General features: G+C 62.7%; 11 protein-coding genes. 5 read left to right on the top strand and 6 right to left on the bottom strand.

Annotated features, from left to right (window positions below; genetic code table 11):
- Positions 1–90 precede the first annotated feature (90 nt).
- From AO268_RS27200 to AO268_RS27190, 3 genes are read left to right on the top strand one after another with little or no spacing between them, the layout of a single operon-like run.
- Positions 91–1,569, top strand: coding sequence for an efflux transporter outer membrane subunit (locus AO268_RS27200; RefSeq protein ID WP_099170418.1), 1,479 nt, complete (start codon positions 91–93; stop codon positions 1,567–1,569).
- Positions 1,566–2,717 (top strand): HlyD family secretion protein, encoded by a 1,152-nt coding sequence (locus AO268_RS27195; protein ID WP_099170417.1) that lies wholly within the window; start codon positions 1,566–1,568, stop codon positions 2,715–2,717. The genes AO268_RS27200 and AO268_RS27195 overlap by 4 nt, the downstream gene beginning before the upstream one ends.
- Positions 2,707–4,227: an MDR family MFS transporter gene (locus AO268_RS27190; protein ID WP_099170416.1), complete on the top strand. Its 1,521-nt coding sequence runs from the start codon at positions 2,707–2,709 to the stop codon at positions 4,225–4,227. Before AO268_RS27195 ends, AO268_RS27190 begins: the two co-directional genes overlap by 11 nt.
- A gap of 16 nt (positions 4,228–4,243) precedes the next feature.
- Here AO268_RS27190 and AO268_RS27185 read toward each other — a convergent pair whose 3' ends face one another.
- Positions 4,244–4,828: a TetR/AcrR family transcriptional regulator gene (locus AO268_RS27185; RefSeq protein ID WP_076963955.1), complete on the bottom strand. Its 585-nt coding sequence runs from the start codon at positions 4,826–4,828 to the stop codon at positions 4,244–4,246.
- A gap of 143 nt (positions 4,829–4,971) precedes the next feature.
- On the opposite strand from AO268_RS27185, the gene AO268_RS27180 reads away from it, so the two are divergent.
- Entirely contained in the window at positions 4,972–6,174 is a 1,203-nt protein-coding gene (locus AO268_RS27180; protein WP_099170415.1) for an MFS transporter, read from the top strand.
- A 49-nt stretch (positions 6,175–6,223) separates the two neighbouring features.
- On the opposite strand, the gene AO268_RS27175 is transcribed toward AO268_RS27180, so the two are convergent.
- From AO268_RS27175 to pvdM, 5 genes are all read right to left on the bottom strand, one after another.
- Positions 6,224–8,662: a TonB-dependent siderophore receptor gene (locus AO268_RS27175; protein ID WP_169865284.1), complete on the bottom strand. Its 2,439-nt coding sequence runs from the start codon at positions 8,660–8,662 to the stop codon at positions 6,224–6,226.
- 133 nt (positions 8,663–8,795) lie between these two features.
- Positions 8,796–10,445, bottom strand: coding sequence for a cyclic peptide export ABC transporter (locus AO268_RS27170; RefSeq protein WP_099170413.1), 1,650 nt, complete (start codon positions 10,443–10,445; stop codon positions 8,796–8,798).
- A gap of 104 nt (positions 10,446–10,549) precedes the next feature.
- Positions 10,550–11,437 (bottom strand): formylglycine-generating enzyme family protein, encoded by an 888-nt coding sequence (locus AO268_RS27165; RefSeq protein ID WP_076963951.1) that lies wholly within the window; start codon positions 11,435–11,437, stop codon positions 10,550–10,552.
- Positions 11,438–11,477: 40 nt separating this feature from the next.
- A complete protein-coding gene (pvdN, locus tag AO268_RS27160) occupies positions 11,478–12,761 on the bottom strand; it encodes a pyoverdine-tailoring periplasmic protein PvdN (protein WP_099170412.1) in 1,284 nt (427 codons plus the stop codon).
- A gap of 53 nt (positions 12,762–12,814) precedes the next feature.
- Positions 12,815–14,164, bottom strand: coding sequence for a pyoverdine-tailoring dipeptidase-like protein PvdM (pvdM, locus tag AO268_RS27155; protein WP_099170411.1), 1,350 nt, complete (start codon positions 14,162–14,164; stop codon positions 12,815–12,817).
- 201 nt (positions 14,165–14,365) lie between these two features.
- On the opposite strand from pvdM, the gene pvdP reads away from it, so the two are divergent.
- Complete coding sequence (gene pvdP, locus AO268_RS27150; protein WP_099170410.1) at positions 14,366–15,997, top strand: pyoverdine maturation tyrosinase PvdP; 1,632 nt, start codon at positions 14,366–14,368, stop codon at positions 15,995–15,997.
- Positions 15,998–16,000 lie beyond the last annotated feature (3 nt).

Raw genomic sequence — 16,000 nt, 5'->3', positions numbered from 1 at the left:
CCATTTGGCGACGATACATGGCCTTGGCGCGGGCGAATCCGCCAGGGCGCGTGCCTACTCTGCAAAGCTCATTCTTCAGCGAGCTTTGTGATGCCCAGCCTTGTCGTTCATCCCCCCACTAGCAATCGATCCCCGGTAGCCCTGGCCCTGCTTCTGCTGGGCACGCTGGCCGGATGCAGTGGCCTGCCCGACGAGCCAGCAGCGCAGTTGACAGCCCAGGCGACGCCGCCTTTGTCCAGCGGGCCGGCGACCCAGGCGTTGCCCGCGCGCTGGTGGCAGCTTTACCGTGACCCGCAATTGGATCTGTTGGTCGAGCAGGCCTTGAGCCACAACCAAGACCTTGAGGCCGCCGCCGCCCATGTCGACGCGTTATTGGCGCGCCTGGAGCAGGTTGAGGGCGAACGCCAACCCTCGACCCGCCTGGCCTACAGCGTAGGCTACGGCCGCAGCCGGGATGACCAGACCCTGGCCCAGGCCAGCGGTGAGCAGGCCGATGCCGAGTGGAGCCACGCCCCCGGGTTCTCCCTGAGCTACACCCTGGACCTGTGGGGTGAGATGCGTTACCGCCTGGCCGCCGCCCGCGCGGATGCGCAGGCGGCGCGGGCGCTGGAGGATGAATGGCGGGTGACGGTGGCCGCGCAGACCACACGGGCCTATGGCCAGGCCTGTGTCTATGCGTTCAGCCGCCAGGTGCAGCGCCATTCGGTGCAGGTGCTGGAGCGCAGTGTCGACGTCACTCGCCGGCTGCAGAAGGCCGGCGCGGCGACAGCGCTGGACCTGGCGCGCCTCAATGGCCTGCTGGAAGAAACCCGTGCGCCGCTGCCCCTGTTGGCTGCCCGCCATCAGGCGGCGCTGTATGAACTGGCGGTGCTCAGTGGCCTGCCGCCGTTGGCGGTGGCCCGGCAAACCTGTGCCCAGCGCCCGCAATTGCAGGCGCCGCTGCCCGTGGGGGATGGCTGGGCGCTGGTGCAGCGGCGTGCCGATATCCGGCGTGCCGAGCGCCAGCTGCAATCGGCCACGCTGGCCATCGGCATCGCCCGCGCCGCACTGTATCCACGGGTGACGTTCGGTGCCGCGCTGGCGTCTTCCGCAAGCAGCCTGGGCAAGCTGGGGGACAGTGAGGCGCTGGTGTATTCCGTGGGGCCGTTGCTGTCCTGGCGCTTTCCCCAGCGCGGCGTTGCCCGGGCCCAAGTGGGGCAGCGCCGGGCCCAGGCGCGGGAGGCCCAGGCGCGTTTTGACGGCACGGTCCTCAGCGCCTTGAAACAGGTCGAGCAAGCCCTGGTGCTGTACCAGGCCGAACAGCAGCGCCGCCAGGCTCTGCAAGCCGCGCTGGACCACAGCCAGCAGGCGTTCGAGCTGGCCACCCGCAGTTATCGGGCCGGTGCCCTCGATGCCCTGCACCTGCTGGACAGCGAGCGCCGCCTGGTCACCCTGCAGGCCACCCTGGCCCGGGCCGACCTGCGCTTGATCAACCGTCAGATCGACCTGTTCCAGGCGCTCGGTGGCGGCTGGCAACGCGACGATCAACCTCAACCCTTACCCCTTGCTGCCCTTGGAGCCAAGCCATGAACCAGGCTGTTGAACCCGCGACCCTGCCATCCACCTCCGGCTTGATGGCGCGCCATCGCCGCGTACTGCTGACGGGCGCATCACTGGTGACGTTGTTGGGGGTGGGGTTGTTTGCCGGGTATTGGTGGCAGGTGGGGCGCTTCCTTGAAGAAACCGACGATGCCTATGTACGCGCCGATTGGGTGGCGGTCAGCCCGCGGATTGCCGGCTACGTGGCCCAGGTCCTGGTGGAGGACAACCAGCCGGTCAAGGCCGGGGATGTCTTGGTGCGTCTGGATGACCGCGACTTTATCGAGCAGTTGCGCAGCACCCAGGCCCGGTTGCTGCAGGCCCGGGCGGCGGCGACGGCCCGTCAGTCGAGCCTGCATACCCTCGATGCACGTCTCGATGAGCAGCAGCAACGCATCGCCCAGGCCGAGGCGGCCTTGCATAGCAGCGAGGCCGAGGCCCAGCGCGCGCGCCTGGACTTTCTGCGCTACCGCGATCTGGTGGACCAGCAGATTGCTACCCGTGAGCGCCTGGAAACTGCCAGCGCCGGCCAGGCCAAGGCCCTGGCCGCCGTGGCCCAGGCCCGTGCCCAAGTGGCCCGGCAGCAGGCCCAGTGCCAGGTGTTGCAGGCGCGCCGCCAACAGGCCCAGGCGCGGATTGCCGAGTCCCAGGCCCGGGTGGGCGAGGCCCAGGCCAACCTGGCCCTGGCCCAGAATGCCTTGAATGACACGGCGATCCGCGCGCCGTTCGACGGGGTCGTGGGCCAGCGCAAGGTGCGTCGCCAGCAATATGTGATGCCAGGCCTGCCATTGCTGGCCGTGGTGCCGGTGGAGCAGGCCTATGTGATTGCCAACTACAAGGAAACCCAGTTGCAGCACATGGCCCCGGGGCAATCGGTGGATATTGCGGTGGACAGTTTTGCCGGCCAGCGCTGGCGCGGCGAGGTGGAAAGTATCGCCCCCGGTTCCGGCGCGGTGTTCGCCTTGTTGCCGCCGGACAACGCCACCGGCAATTTCACCAAGATCGTCCAGCGTTTCCCGGTGAAAATCCGCCTGGTCGAGGACGAGGCCAATGCGCCCGCCATCTTGCCGGGGATGTCGGTGATTGCCACGGTGGACACCCGTCCGGCCAGCCAGCAGGACCGGGCCCATGGTGGTTGATGCGCGCCCCGCGACCGTCTCGTTTCGCGCCTGGGTCGCGGTGATCGGTGGCTTGTTCGGGTGCTTCATGGCCGGCATGAACGTGCATGTCACCAGCGCCGCGCTGCCGGAAATCGAAGGCGCCCTGGGGGCCACGTTCGAGGAGGGCTCGTGGATTTCCACGGCTTACCTGGTGGCCGAAATCATCATGATCCCGCTGACGGCGTGGCTGGTGCAGGTGTTCTCGTTGCGGTGGGTGATGCTGTGGGGCTCCGGAGTATTTCTGGTGGCCTCGGTGGCGTGTTCGATGGCGCCGAACCTGCCGGTGATGATCATCATCCGGGTCATCCAAGGCGCGGCGGGGGCGGTGCTGATCCCGTTGTCGTTCCAGTTGATCATCACCGAACTGCCCGCCAGCAAGATCCCCCTGGGCATGGCCCTGTTCAGCCTGGCCAACAGTGTGGCCCAGGCGGCGGGGCCGTCCATGGGCGGCTGGTTGACCGATGTCTATTCGTGGCGCTGGATCTTCTACCTGCAACTGTTCCCCGGCGTTGCCCTGTTGGCAGCCGTGGCCTGGTCCATCGAGCGCCAGCCGATGAACCTGGGGTTGTTGCGCCAGGGCGACTGGCTGGGCATCGCCTGCATGGTGCTGGGGCTGGGGGCCTTGCAGATCGTGCTGGAGGAGGGCGGGCGCAAGGACTGGTTCGGCTCGGCCTTTATTGTGTGGATGAGCCTGGCGGCGGCGCTGGGCCTGGTGGTTTTTGTCGGCCGGCAAGTGTGGGGCGGCAAACGCTTTATCAACCTGCGGCTGCTGGCGCACTACAACTTTGGCGTGGCCAGCGTGGCGATGTTTATCTTCGGCGCCAGCACCTATGGCCTGGTGTTCCTGGTGCCCAACTACCTGTCACAGATGCAGGGCTATAACGCTAGCGAAATTGGCATTAGCCTGATCGCCTATGGCCTGGTGCAACTGGTGCTGGCACCGTTCCTGCCACACCTGATGAAGTGGCTGAGCGCCAAGATCCTGGTGGCCTCGGGTTTCGCGATCATGGCCCTGGGCTGCTGGATGGGCGCGCATTTGTCGGCAGACAGCGCCAGTAACGTGATCATCCCGTCGATCGTGGTGCGGGGCATTGGCCAGCCGCTGATCATGGTGGCGCTGTCGGTGCTGGCGGTGCATGGGCTGGCCAAGGCCGAGTCCGGTTCGGCCTCGGCGGTGTTCTCGATGTTGCGCAACCTGGGCGGCGCGGTGGGCACGGCCTTGCTGGCGCAACTGGTGGTGGTGCGCGAGCAGGTGCATTCGGCGCGTATCGGTGAGTCGCTGAGCATCTTTGAACCGGCCTTGCAGCAACGCTTGCCGGGCGGCGGCCTGCTGCAGGAGCAATGGCCGGATCAGCAGCAAGCGCTGGGCTTGCTCGACCAGGGGGTGCGGCAGCAGGCCTTCTTGATGGCTTACAGCGATGCGTTCTACCTGGCGTGTGTGGCGTTGACGTTGTGTGCGGTGGCGGCGTTGTTGCTTCGGCGCACCTGATGGCTGTCGCGGGCTGTCAGCGCTGGGGTTTCAACCCCCGCAGCAGCAACTCCAGCCCTTGCAGCGCTTGCTCCAGGCATTCATCCGGGCGTTCGGCATGGGCAATCCATTGCGCTGTATCCACCAGGCTGCCATTGATCAAACGGGCCAGCGCCAGGCTGGGAGCCTGTTCAATCAACCCGGCGTGCATCAACCCCTCCAGCAGCCCGCGCAATGATTGGATGCATTGCTGCTGGGCTGCGGTATTTTCGCCAAGTACCGCCGGTGCATCTTGCAGCACGATGCGCTGGATCTCGGGGTCCTGGGCCATACGCAGATAGGCGCGACAGCGTTCGCAAAAACCATTCCAGGGGTTGGCGGCCTGGGCGCTGATCTGCTGTAGACGCTCGTCCATTTCGTTGTCGAGTTGCGCAACCACCGCAGCCAATAGCCCTTTTTTATCGCCAAAGTGATGGTACAGCGCCCCACGCGTAAGGCCGGCGCGGGCGGTGAAATCATCCATCGAGGTATTGGCAAAGCCTTGGCTGGCAAAGGCCTGGCGGGCACTGGCCAGCAGGCGGGCGCGGGTTTGTTCGATCATCTCGGCGCGGGCTCGGCTCATGGGAAAACGCTCGCTATCGGCGGGTGAGTGGTTGACATACGCTGCGTATGTTACTCATTATTTGTCACATACGCAGCGTATATCTTTTCCCCGGATGGCATTGAATGGCACGCTCCAGGGTTCCCAGCAAGAGGTCACGCACCATGGCAAACCCCTACGCCGAGTTGTTCCAGGCGCCAGGTTCCAGGGCTTTTGTATCGGCCGGCATGCTCGCCCGCATGCCGATTTCCATGACCGGTATCGGCTTGATCACCATGTTGTCCCAACTGCGCGGCGGCTATGGGCTGGCGGGCGCGGTGGCGGCGACGTTTGCCCTGGCCACGGCCTTTTGCGCGCCGCAGGTTTCACGGCTGGTAGACCGTTACGGCCAGGGCCGTGTCTTGCCGGTGGCGGCCATGATCGGTGGTACTGCGCTGCTGTTGCTGTTGCTGTGCACCCGTTTGCAGGCGCCGGACTGGACCCTGTTTATCTTTGCCGCCCTGGCCGGTTGCATGCCCAATATGTCGGCCATGGTGCGGGCGCGCTGGACCGCGATCTACCGTGGCCAGCCGCGGTTGCAAACGGCCTTTGCCCTGGAATCGGTGCTCGACGAGGTGTGCTTTATCCTCGGCCCGCCGCTGTCGGTGGGGTTGTGCGTGCTGCTGTTTCCCGAAGCCGGGCCCCTGGCGGCGGCGATTTTGCTGGCAGTCGGCGTGACCAGCTTCGTCCTGCAAAAACAGACCGAGCCTGCGATCCATGCGCATCATGGCCCTCAGGGACGCTGGTTGATCGCCTCCCCCAAAGTGTTGGTGCTGATGCTGCTGTTAATGGCCATGGGCACCATCGTCGGCGTGGTGGATGTGGTCAGCGTGGCGTTTGCCGAGCATCAGGGCCAACCGGCGGCCGCCAGTATTGTGCTGTCGGTGTATGCCATTGGCTCGTGCCTGGCCGGGTTGGCCTTCGGAGCCCTGCGCTTGACGATGCCATTGCACCGCCAGTTCCTGTTCTGCGGCCTGGCCACGGCCCTCACCACCCTGCCGTTGCTGTGGGTGGGGGATATTCTCGGGCTGGCGCTGGCGATCTTCGTTTCCGGGCTGTTCTTTGCCCCCACACTGATTGTGTCCATGGCCCTGGTGGAAAAAGTCGTGCCGGCCAGCCGCCTGACCGAAGGCATGACGTGGTTGATCACCGGCCTGAGCATTGGCGTGGCACTGGGGGCGGCGAGTACTGGCTGGATGATCGACCGCTTCGGTGCACCCAGCGGGTTCTGGGTGGCGCTGGTGGCGGGGGCGGTGGTGCTGGTGTCAGCGCTGCTGGGCGCGCGCTGCCTGGGTCCGGGGATGGACCGTCAACCCTGCACGGGGTGATGCATGAGGGGAAACCCGGGCAGGCAAGGTGCCTGCCCGGGGGGCGCGCTTAGAAGTTGGTGCGCATGGTGAACATCATGTTGCGCGGGTTGCCGTAGTAGCTGTTGCTCTCGATGGTGCCCGTCTGGGAGTAATACGTGCGGTCAAAGATGTTTTCGATATTGACCGACAGATTGACGTTCTTGTTTACGTCGTAGCCAATGCGTGCGTTGTAGATGGCATAGCCACCTGTCTCATTCTTGATCCCTTTGCCGACGTTGCCCCCCACATGGCGGCCATAAACACCACTTTGGATGGTGCTGCCTGCGCCGATCTGCCACTTCGAGTACTCACCTTGCAACTGATAGTTGGCCCAGGTGCGCAGCATATGTTCGGGCATGGAGGTCTGGAATGTGGTGCCTTCCAGGTCCGGGTTGTTCGGATTATTGACGTACTCGCTGGTGTTGTAGGTGTAGCCAGCGGTCAGGTCCAGGCCAGGCATGACCCTGCCTGTGATCTCGGCTTCAAAGCCTTGGGAGCGCACTTTGCCGCCTGCCACATAGCAATTGCAGGTGGTTGGCTGGTTCGGATCGCGCTGGGCGAGCCCGGAGTAGGTGGTGCGGAAGATGGCGAAGTTGGTGTTCAGCGTACCGTCGTAGAACTCGCCCTTGAGGCCCAGTTCGTAGGTATCCCCCGAGCGCGGTGTCAGGGCACTGCCGTCAACGGTTTCGACGTTGAGTTGCGGGGTGAAGATCTCCGCGTAGCTGACATATGTCGACCAGTTGGGGTTCAGCGCATAGACCAGGCCATAGAACGGCACCACCTTGGCGTTGGTCTGCATGTCGCTCTTGATGTGCCGGCCGTTCGTTTCGTCGAGCTGGTCCTGCTTGTAATCGAACCAGCTGGCACGCGCGCCGACGATCACGTCCAGCGGCTCGAACACATTGACCCGCAGGGAGCCGTACAGGCCTTGCTGGTCGAGGGTCGAGGTGGTGGTGCGGTACTTTTTGGTCCGCGCATATTTGGGGGGAGTGAAATTCAGGATATCCGGGATGAAGTCGTAGGCCCTGTTGTAGTCGGTGACTTCGTAACGTGCGGCAACCCGTTTGCTGTGGGAGAGGTTGGCACCCAGGATCACTTCGCTGCGCCGGCCCAGCATGTCGAAGTTGCCGTTGACGAACAGATCGGTGTTGTACTGGTAGTTGTTTTCGCCACGGCCCTCGGCCCAGTTGTAGGCGCCGGAATTGTCGATCGGGTCGATCTGGCCGCCGGTGTTGCTGTACAGGGCATCCAGGTTGAAACGGGTGTAGTTGGTGGCCAGGGTGGCTTTCCAGTCTTCATTGAGCTGATGTTTGGCCTCGAAGAAATACTGGGTCGACTCGACGTCGTTATAGTCCGATGGCGAACTGAGGTTGGTCGAGCGTTTGAAGTCGATCTTCGAGCCGTCTTTGTAGCCCGGCAGGCCCCAGTCCATGGTCGAGCGGTTATCGGCATTCTGATAAGTGAAGCCGGCACTGAGCAAGGTATCCGGGTTGAGGTCGAACTCCAGGACGCCGTAGGTCGATGCCCGCTTGCTCTTGCCACCGTCATAGAAATAACTACGCGTGTTGTAGGAGGTCGCCAGACGACCGCGCAGGGTTTTTTCTTCGTTGAGGGCACCCTGAACATCGACTTCCTGGCGATAGTTGTCCCACGTCCCGGCCTGGGTCACGGTGCTCAGCTTGAAGTCGCCGCTGGCGCGCTTGCGCACCAGGTTGATCGCACCGCCTGGGGAACCGGCGCCCTGGAACAGTCCGGCCGAGCCCTTGAGGACTTCCACGCGCTCATAGGAGATCAGGTCTGACCAGTTCAGCGAGGTGATGCCGGTGCTGGTGCCGGCCGGGATCGGAATGCCATTGATCTGGAAATTGTCGATCTCAAAGCCACGGGCATACGGTTGGTTGTCGCCGTTGAGGGCACCGTAGGTGACCACCCCTGGCACGAGGCCGTAGACGTCGTTGAGGGTGGTGATGTTTTGATCCTTGATCCGTTGGGCCGTCAGCACCGTAACGGTTTGCGGGATCTCTTTGAGGCTGCGTTCGCTCTTGCCGATGGTCACCGCGCCGGTGGTGTAGGAGCGGGTGTTTTCAGTGTTGACGCCCAGGCCTGCTTGCCCGACGACACTGGTTGCAGCCAGTTCCAGGGCATCCCCGGATTTGCGGCTGATGCTCGCGGCATTGCCCTGGAAGCTGTAATTGACGCCGGTCTCTTGCAACAGCTTCGCCAGCCCCTCCTGTGCACTGAACGTACCGTTGAGGCGTGTGCTGTGTAAGCCCTGAATATCATTCGGGCTGTACAGCACTTGCACGCCCGACTGCTGGCCGAAGGCTTGCAGGGCATTGGCCAGTGGCTGTTCCGGGATATTGAAGTTCACCGCCTGCTCCTGCGCATGTGCCACCAGAGGCAGCGCCATGGCCATGGCCAGGCTCAGGGTGGTGAGGGAGAAGTGCTTGCTCAGGGCGTGAGACATCGCAACGGCTTTGACATAAGGGTTGAGTTGTCGGAGAGCGGGCCTTGTCATTTGTTTTACCTGGTCTGTAAGAGGCAGAAAGTTATTTTTTAGTTGTGGGGTGAAGCAAATCGTCAGTCGTACACACGTTCTGTCAGGCGGGTTGCGCCTGAGTCATCACCCGGCCGCTCTCCATGCGCACCAGTTGGTCGGCGATATCGAAATAACGGTCGTCGTGGGAGATCACGATGATCGTCTTGCCCAGGCGCTTGAGGTCCGGCAGCAGTTCGGTGTAGAAAATCCGGCGGAAGGTCGGGTCCTGATCAGCCGCCCATTCGTCGAACACCAGAACCGGACGCTCTTCCATCCAGGCGTTGACCAGCGCCAAGCGTTTGCGCTGGCCGGTGGAAAGATCGGTGGTGGTGAAGTTGCCGTCGCGCACGCTGACCTTGTGCGCGATTTCCAGGCGTTCCAGGTAACGGTTGGCGTCGTCCGGGATGTGTTGGTCGCCTTGGACAATGTCATCGAACAGGTAATAGTCGGCAAAAATCGTGGTGAACAGTTGCCGGTAGTCATCGCGGTTGGTCGCGTCAATCGCGGCGCCATTGAGGCTGATCTCCCCCTGTTGCGGGGCATACAGCCCCAGCAGCAACTTGATCAGGGTGGTTTTGCCACAGCCATTCTCGCCGACGATAAAGGTGATATCGCCCTGGTTGATCTTCAGGTTTACCGGGCCCAGCCGGAAGGGCGCGCTGCCTTCGACGGCCGGGAAGGTGTAGCTGACATTGTGCAGTTCCAGGGTCTGCACGGGCGTGGCCGGTGCGCCCGTGTCGCTGAGCAGCAAGTGCGGTTCGGGTGAGGAGAACTGCTCGCCCAGTTCGGCGATACGCCGGAAGGCGATCTGTGCACGGCTGATGATGGGCAAGGTGCCGATCAGGTGTTCCAGTGGGCCTTTCATGTACAGCAGCACCAGGACAAAGCCGCTCATCACCGTCTTATCGGCGCTTGGCCATTGCGATTGCAGGGTCAAGGCCAGGCCGATGACCACGAAGAACAGCATCGAGCCGAAGCTCTTGGCGATGATAAAGGTGTTGATCGAGCTGATCTGGGTGTCGCGAATGGCGTCGGCGGTACGCTGGATCCCCAGGGTGAACATGCGCTGGCGGCGGGGACGATGAATGCGCAGTTCCTTGGCCCCTTCGGCAATCGCGTTGTAATGCTTCTGCAGTTCGTCTTCGGCTTCGCGTGCGGCGATGAAGCCCTTGATACCGCGGGCCCGGGCAATCGACTGGACCACACTGCCGATGCCGATCGCCACCAGGATCATCAGGAACATCGGCCACGACAACATCGCCAGGTAACCCAGGCAACCGAGGATCACCGTCAGGGAAATCGCCAGTGGGGCGAAGGCAAAGGCAAAGTCGCTGATGGTGTCGACATCGTGGGTCAGTACCGGAATCAGGCGGTGCGTGCGATAGCGCTCAATCTGCTCGATGGGGGTCGACAAGACCTTTTCTCCCAGCTCTTTACGCAACCGGGCAATGATGTGCTGGCCTACATAATTGGTACCGATGTCCGAGAGGATTGAACTGGCCAGGGCCAGCAGGCATAGGCCGGCGAACAAGGCGATGACGGTCTGGGTCAGGCCTTCTGGGGCGTGCAGGGCATTGTTGATAGTGGCCAGCAACACGGTCACGCTCAGGCCCCCGATCATGCCGAGCACGATGGAGACACAGACGATCAGGCGGAAGGGCTTGAGCAGGGCGAGCAATTCTTTGATTGCCCCGCGTGTTGGCTTGTTCATGGAAGTTTCCTGCCAGGAGAAGAAAAAAGGGCCGCTAATAACCAAAACGAATGGCCTGGCGGTTTATTTAAAGGACCGCAACGGGTTGCGGTCCGGTGGCAGGATCAAAGGTCGCGTTCTACGCGAAAGCCCAGCCAGTCGCCGCTCTCGTTGGGGTACATGTTGTTGCGGTTGCCGGAGCGCGAGAAGACGGGGGCTTCGAGGTAGTCATTGCCACGGATGCTTTGCAGCTCACAGCTTTTCTCGACCCAGGCACTGCCGTCAGCCGGGGCGCCGACGTAGTTGGGGTGATAGCAATCGGCAACCCATTCGGAGACGTTGCCGTGCATGTTGTAAACACCAAAGGCATTGGGGGTAAAGGCCTTGGCCGGGTTTGTGTAGGTATAGCCATCGGTCGGGCCGTAGGTGTTGGCGTGCTTGGAGATCTGATACTGCGTGCCTTCATCGAAGGGGAACGGGAACGGGCCTGGGTTACCACCACGGGCGGCGTACTCGCGTACGGCTTCGCTGACCAGGCGGTACTGCTTGCCGGTCTTGTTCGACAGCCAGGCAATATAAGCCTGGGCTTCGGCCAGGTTCATGCACACAGCCGGTTGTTGTGATTGCTGGGGGTAGCTCGGCTTGCCGTTGGTGCAGCGGCGACCGGGGCGTACATCGAAGTCATTGAGGCGGGCGCCGGTTTCACTCTGGTAGGCCTTGAACTCACCGGCCAGTACCTGGAAACGGCTGATGGCAAAGGGTTTGGCAAAGGTCACTGGGTGCTGCGGGCTTTCGTCAGGCTCGTGGCCGATTTCATCGTCCGGGGTGCCCATGGTGAAGGTGCCGGCCGGCAACACAACCATTTCCGGGCAGTCCTTGCAGTCCTTGAAGACCTTGCCTGGCTGCTGCGCGGTGGTGGCGGCTGCGGCCAGGCCTGGCAGCAAACAGAGGGCGGTGGCCAGGGCCGCCAGGGTCTTGAGGGGGCGCGTCGAAGGGGTGGGCGTGCAAGTCATCAGTCGTCTCCATAGGAAAAATCGGCACTCAAGGGCGGCCTCAGAGTTTTTTGCCAAGCAGGGTCATAAAGCGATCGACTTCGGCCTCGGTATTGAGCAATCCCGGGGCGGTGCGGATCACCGGACCGGCGTCGCGGTGCACCGCGTCGCTGACCACACGGTTTTCCATGAGGTAGGCCGCCACTTTGTCACTGCTTTGGTCCTTGACCCGGAAGAAGGTGAAACCTGCCGAAAGCTCGGGGCTGGTGGGGGTCACCAGTTCGATCTGCGAATGGGCCAGCAGGCGCTCCTTCAGATAACGGTTGAGCCCGTGGATACGGGCCTGCACGTCGGCCTTGCCCAGTTGCAGGTGCAGCTTGAACGCCTCGCTCAAGGCCCAGCGATGTTCAAAGGCGTGGTAGCCGCCCGGTGACATCGTGGTTGCAAAGTTGGTGTCTTCGGAGAAGGTCGGCACCGTCGGGGTGACGTCCTTGAGCACTTCGGAGCGGGCGCAGATGATCCCGGTGCCCCGTGGCCCGAACATCCATTTGTGGGTGCCGGCGATAAAGAAGTCGCAGTGCATCTGTGGGAAGCTGAGGTCTTCCACGCCAAAGCCGTGTACACCATCGACCACATAGAGGATGCGGTCTTGCTCATCGCGGCTGCGGTTGAGTGCCTCCACCAGCTTGCCGATTTCGCCGATGGGCAGTTTCACGCCGCTGCCCGATTGCACCCAGGTCATGCCCAGGACCCGGGTATTGGGGCGGATATTACGGTTGATGGCGCTGAGCACTTCATCCACCGAAACCCGGTGGGCGTCCTTGAACAGCTTGATCTTGCGGACTTGGGTGCCTTGCTTCTTGACCCGGTAGTCGAGGGTGAATTCGGTGGAGTAATGCTCGTGGACCGTGGTCAGAATCTCTTGATCCGGGCGCACATGAATGCCGCCGTAGATCATCGCCAGGCCTTCGGTGGTGCTGCCGGTCAAGGCAATCTGCCCCGGTTTGGCTTGCAGGTAACGGCCAGCCCAGTCACGGACCTCGGCTTCGCGTTTCCAGGTTTCCTGCAAGTCCCAGTCCATGGCCAGGCCGGGGTTGCGGTCGATCTGCGCGCGGTACCGCTCGATCGCATCGCGGACGGGCTTGGGGTGGGAGGTGACCAGGAAATTGGAGAAGTGGATGTAGTCAGGGTCCTGGGTGAACAACTGGCGCAGTTGCGCCCATTTTTCCTCGGGCACGGGGGGTGAAGCGTTTGCCAATGCGTGCCGGTTCAGGACGGCTGCGCCCAGGGGCAGGCCTGCGGCGAGTATCCCGGCCTGTTTGAGAAACGTACGGCGATCAGTCATAGGTAGGTTCACTTGTCGGCAAAAGGCAAAGGCAAAGGCAAAGGCAAAGGCAATCAGCGGTCGGCCACCGGTGTGGCGGCTTTTTGCACCTGGTCCCAGACCCGCAGGAAGTTGCCGCCCCACAGTTTGGCGATGTCCGCCTCGGAGTAGCCGCGGGTAATCAGCTCGGCGGTCACGTTACGAATCTCGCTGACATTGTTCCAACCTTGCACACCGCCCCCTTCGTTGAAGTCAGAGGCAATGCCAACATGGTCGATGCCGATCTTGCGCACGGTGTAGTCGATGGCGTCGCCGTAGTCTTTGAGGCTGGCCTTGGGCTCTTCTTCAAGGATCGAATACAGGCCGCTGGCGTATTGGCCAAACTTCTGTTCAGGCCAGGCGGCGATAATCGGGTCGCCCGGCATCAGCGCCATGGCCAGGTTCGGCAGCGGTGGTAGGTCGAAACGCGCGCGCAGGCGATTGAGCTTGTCCTGGGTGGGCTGGGTCAGTGGGCGCAGGTATTGGGAGAACCCGACGACCTGGACCACGCCGCCGCTGTTCTTGATCAGTTGCATCTCTTTATCGCTGAGGTTGCGCGGGATATCCACCGAGGCGCGAGGCGCCGAGTGCGAGGCCACCATCGGCGTGCGGCTCAGTTGCGCGACCTGTTCCAGGGCCTGGGTCGACATCTGCGAAACGTCGATGATCACCCCCAGGTCATTGAGGCGATGCACGGCCTGTTGGCCGATGTCCGACAGGCCGTTGAGGGCGTCGGGGGAGTCGTTGAAAAAGGGCAGCGGGCGCGAGGAGTCGGCCCAGCTGTTATTGCCGATGTAGCTGAAGCCGAACATGCGCATGCCGCGTGCGGCCCAGATGTCCAACAGGTTGAGGTCGTTACCCAGTGGGTAGGCATTGAGCATGCTGATAAAAATCGCGAACTTGCCTTCGCCATGCAGGCGTCGGAAGTCGTCTGGGGTGTAGGCAATGGCCACTTGATTGGGAAAGTCGCGGACCATCCCGGAAATGATTTTGTAGCGCACCTCCTGCTGGTTGCGTGCTTCTTCGACAAACCCGGCGGTGGGGCGATGGGGGGCATTGTCGCCGTTCCACATCTCGGGCCAGCCGAAGATCGTCAGGGCGGCCCCGGACAGGCGCCCACGGTTGGCCTTGACCAGGTCGAACTGGCCGTCGCCGTCTTTGTCGGCTTCATGATTGTGGGTGCCGAAATTCAGCGGCAGCGAGATGTGACTGTCGAAGGACAGCAAGCGATCCTGCATTTCATTGGCTTGCTTGATCACCTCCAGCGGGTAGCCGGCATTGCCCTTGAACCAATGGTCCCAGGCCAGAAAACCGGCCCCGGCGCCAATGGCCAAGGCCAGCGGCAGGCCGATGTAAAGAGCCTTTCTCGAACGTGGTTTTGTCATTGCCATCTCAGTTGGTTCGCCGTCGAAGTGCAGGCGCAAGGGCCTTTGCTATCTGGGAAGAACGAGCGATGGAAAGGGAAATTTAGGCCGCACGCCCGTGGCGGTAAATTTCCTGTGGCAACAAACGTTCTAGCTTGGATAAAGCCTGCTCCATGGCTGATTCCGGCCGGGCAAACCAGGCGGGACAATACAGGTAGGAACATGACGATTTCTCGACGAGGGTTCATCGCAGGCCTGGCGCTGACGGGCGCCGCAGTGCCCGCAGCCTTTTATGCCCATCGCGAGTTGACGCGTGAAGAATTCCCGGTCACGCCGGAAGAAGCGACGGTTGACCTCGCCGATACGGCCGGCCAGCGCCTGGCCGATTCCCTGCGAGGTGTCTGGAGCCTGCGCTTGGAAGGGCGTGATGGCGGGCTCCACGGTCTGCCACGTGAGGGGCTGGAGTTGTTTTTGGATATTGCTCCGCGCGGGCGCGGCTTGCGTGGCTACCTGGATACTGGCGAACAACTGCGTGCCGATGTTGAGCCGCGTTACCAGGTGATGGGGGACTTGGTGCCGGGCGAGGGGGCTGAGCTGTATTGGCGCCTGATCGACCGTGAGTCGCCGGGTGGTGCGCCGGTGTATGAACTCAAAATGATGTTGGATGAAGTCTGGGCGGATTTCGGCAATGCCGGCAGCGGCACCCTCAGCGGGCAAATCCTGCGCCTGGACCGGCCTTTGGCGCTCCCCGAGCTGGACAGCCGTTTTGTTGCCACCAAACACCTGTTTCCCGAGGCCCGGGAGCGTATTGGCTTGAATCAGACCTTGCTGGCCTGGCTGATCGCGCCTGAGCATCGCCTGTTCCACCAGCTGTGGCACGCCTCTCGCGATCAGTGGCACAAGCTCGCCGAAGACAAGCGCGACGCCTTGCGCGGGATTGGCTGGCAGCCCGGGCCACGGGATCAGGAGCGCGATGCCCGCGGCCCGCGCAAAGACCGCAACGGCTCGGGGATCGACTTCTTTTTTATGCATCGGCACATGCTGGGTACGGCGCGCTCGATGCAGGATTTGCCGTCCTGGTCGCGTTTCCCCGCACCGCAGCCGGAGCTTGAGCGTGATCGCCAGGGGTTTGCCCGTTACTTCGACAACCACGATGGCTTTGCCCTGCCGCCCACCTGGCTGGCCAGCGGTGACAGCGATTACACCCAATGGGTCAGCGATATCAAGGCCAGCGAGACCTACCACAGCAATTTCCAGGTCTGGGAGTCGCAGTATCGCGATCCGCGCTATCTGGCCAAGCTCACCCTGGGGCAGTTTGGTTCGGAAGTTGAGTTGGGCCTGCATGATTGGCTGCACATGCGTTGGGCCTCGGTGCCACGGGACCCATCCAATGGCGCCCCGGTGCCGTTTGCCCGCGACCCGGCAGACTTCGCCGGGCGTTGGTATGGGGCGCAGAATGACTTTCTCGGCGATCCGTTTTCCTCCCATGTGAACCCGGTGTTCTGGTATTTCCATGGCTGGATCGACGACCGTATCGAGGACTGGTTTCGGGCGCACGAGCGTTTTCATCCCGGTACCGTCAGCCGCCTTGAAGTCAATGGCGTGCCTTGGTTCGCGCCTGGGCGCTGGGTGGAGGTGGCGGATCCCTGGCTGGGCCCGGTGACGCACGGTTGCAGTACCACGCCGGGGTTGCAGATGGGCCGGTCGGTGGAGATGGATCCAGAGACCATGAAGCTGGCGCTGCGCATCACGTTTAGTGCGGATGACGAGCAGCTCACCCAGCTGTTTCGCAAGGTGCCCCGGCGCCCCTGGTATGCGCGGCATTTGAAGGTTGCAAAGGCGCCAGGGGGCTGATGT

The organism is Pseudomonas sp. ICMP 8385 (genome assembly GCF_002699915.1).
Lineage (GTDB): Bacteria > Pseudomonadota > Gammaproteobacteria > Pseudomonadales > Pseudomonadaceae > Aquipseudomonas > Aquipseudomonas gessardii.
Note: the sequence above shows the minus strand (reverse complement) of the source record. Positions and strands in the feature narration are given on the sequence as shown.

What these genes read in the sequence shown, in the direction of transcription:
- AO268_RS27195 (WP_099170417.1), top strand. Translation starts at nt 1,566, where the DNA reads ATGAACCAGGCTGTTGAACCCGCGACCCTGCCATCCACCTCCGGCTTG.
- pvdP (WP_099170410.1), top strand. Translation starts at nt 14,366, where the DNA reads ATGACGATTTCTCGACGAGGGTTCATCGCAGGCCTGGCGCTGACGGGC.
- AO268_RS27190 (WP_099170416.1), top strand. Translation starts at nt 2,707, where the DNA reads ATGGTGGTTGATGCGCGCCCCGCGACCGTCTCGTTTCGCGCCTGGGTC.
- AO268_RS27175 (WP_169865284.1), bottom strand. Translation starts at nt 8,662, where the DNA reads ATGTCTCACGCCCTGAGCAAGCACTTCTCCCTCACCACCCTGAGCCTG.
- AO268_RS27200 (WP_099170418.1), top strand. Translation starts at nt 91, where the DNA reads ATGCCCAGCCTTGTCGTTCATCCCCCCACTAGCAATCGATCCCCGGTA.
- AO268_RS27185 (WP_076963955.1), bottom strand. Translation starts at nt 4,828, where the DNA reads ATGAGCCGAGCCCGCGCCGAGATGATCGAACAAACCCGCGCCCGCCTG.
- pvdN (WP_099170412.1), bottom strand. Translation starts at nt 12,761, where the DNA reads ATGACTGATCGCCGTACGTTTCTCAAACAGGCCGGGATACTCGCCGCA.
- AO268_RS27170 (WP_099170413.1), bottom strand. Translation starts at nt 10,445, where the DNA reads ATGAACAAGCCAACACGCGGGGCAATCAAAGAATTGCTCGCCCTGCTC.
- pvdM (WP_099170411.1), bottom strand. Translation starts at nt 14,164, where the DNA reads ATGACAAAACCACGTTCGAGAAAGGCTCTTTACATCGGCCTGCCGCTG.
- AO268_RS27180 (WP_099170415.1), top strand. Translation starts at nt 4,972, where the DNA reads ATGGCAAACCCCTACGCCGAGTTGTTCCAGGCGCCAGGTTCCAGGGCT.
- AO268_RS27165 (WP_076963951.1), bottom strand. Translation starts at nt 11,437, where the DNA reads ATGACTTGCACGCCCACCCCTTCGACGCGCCCCCTCAAGACCCTGGCG.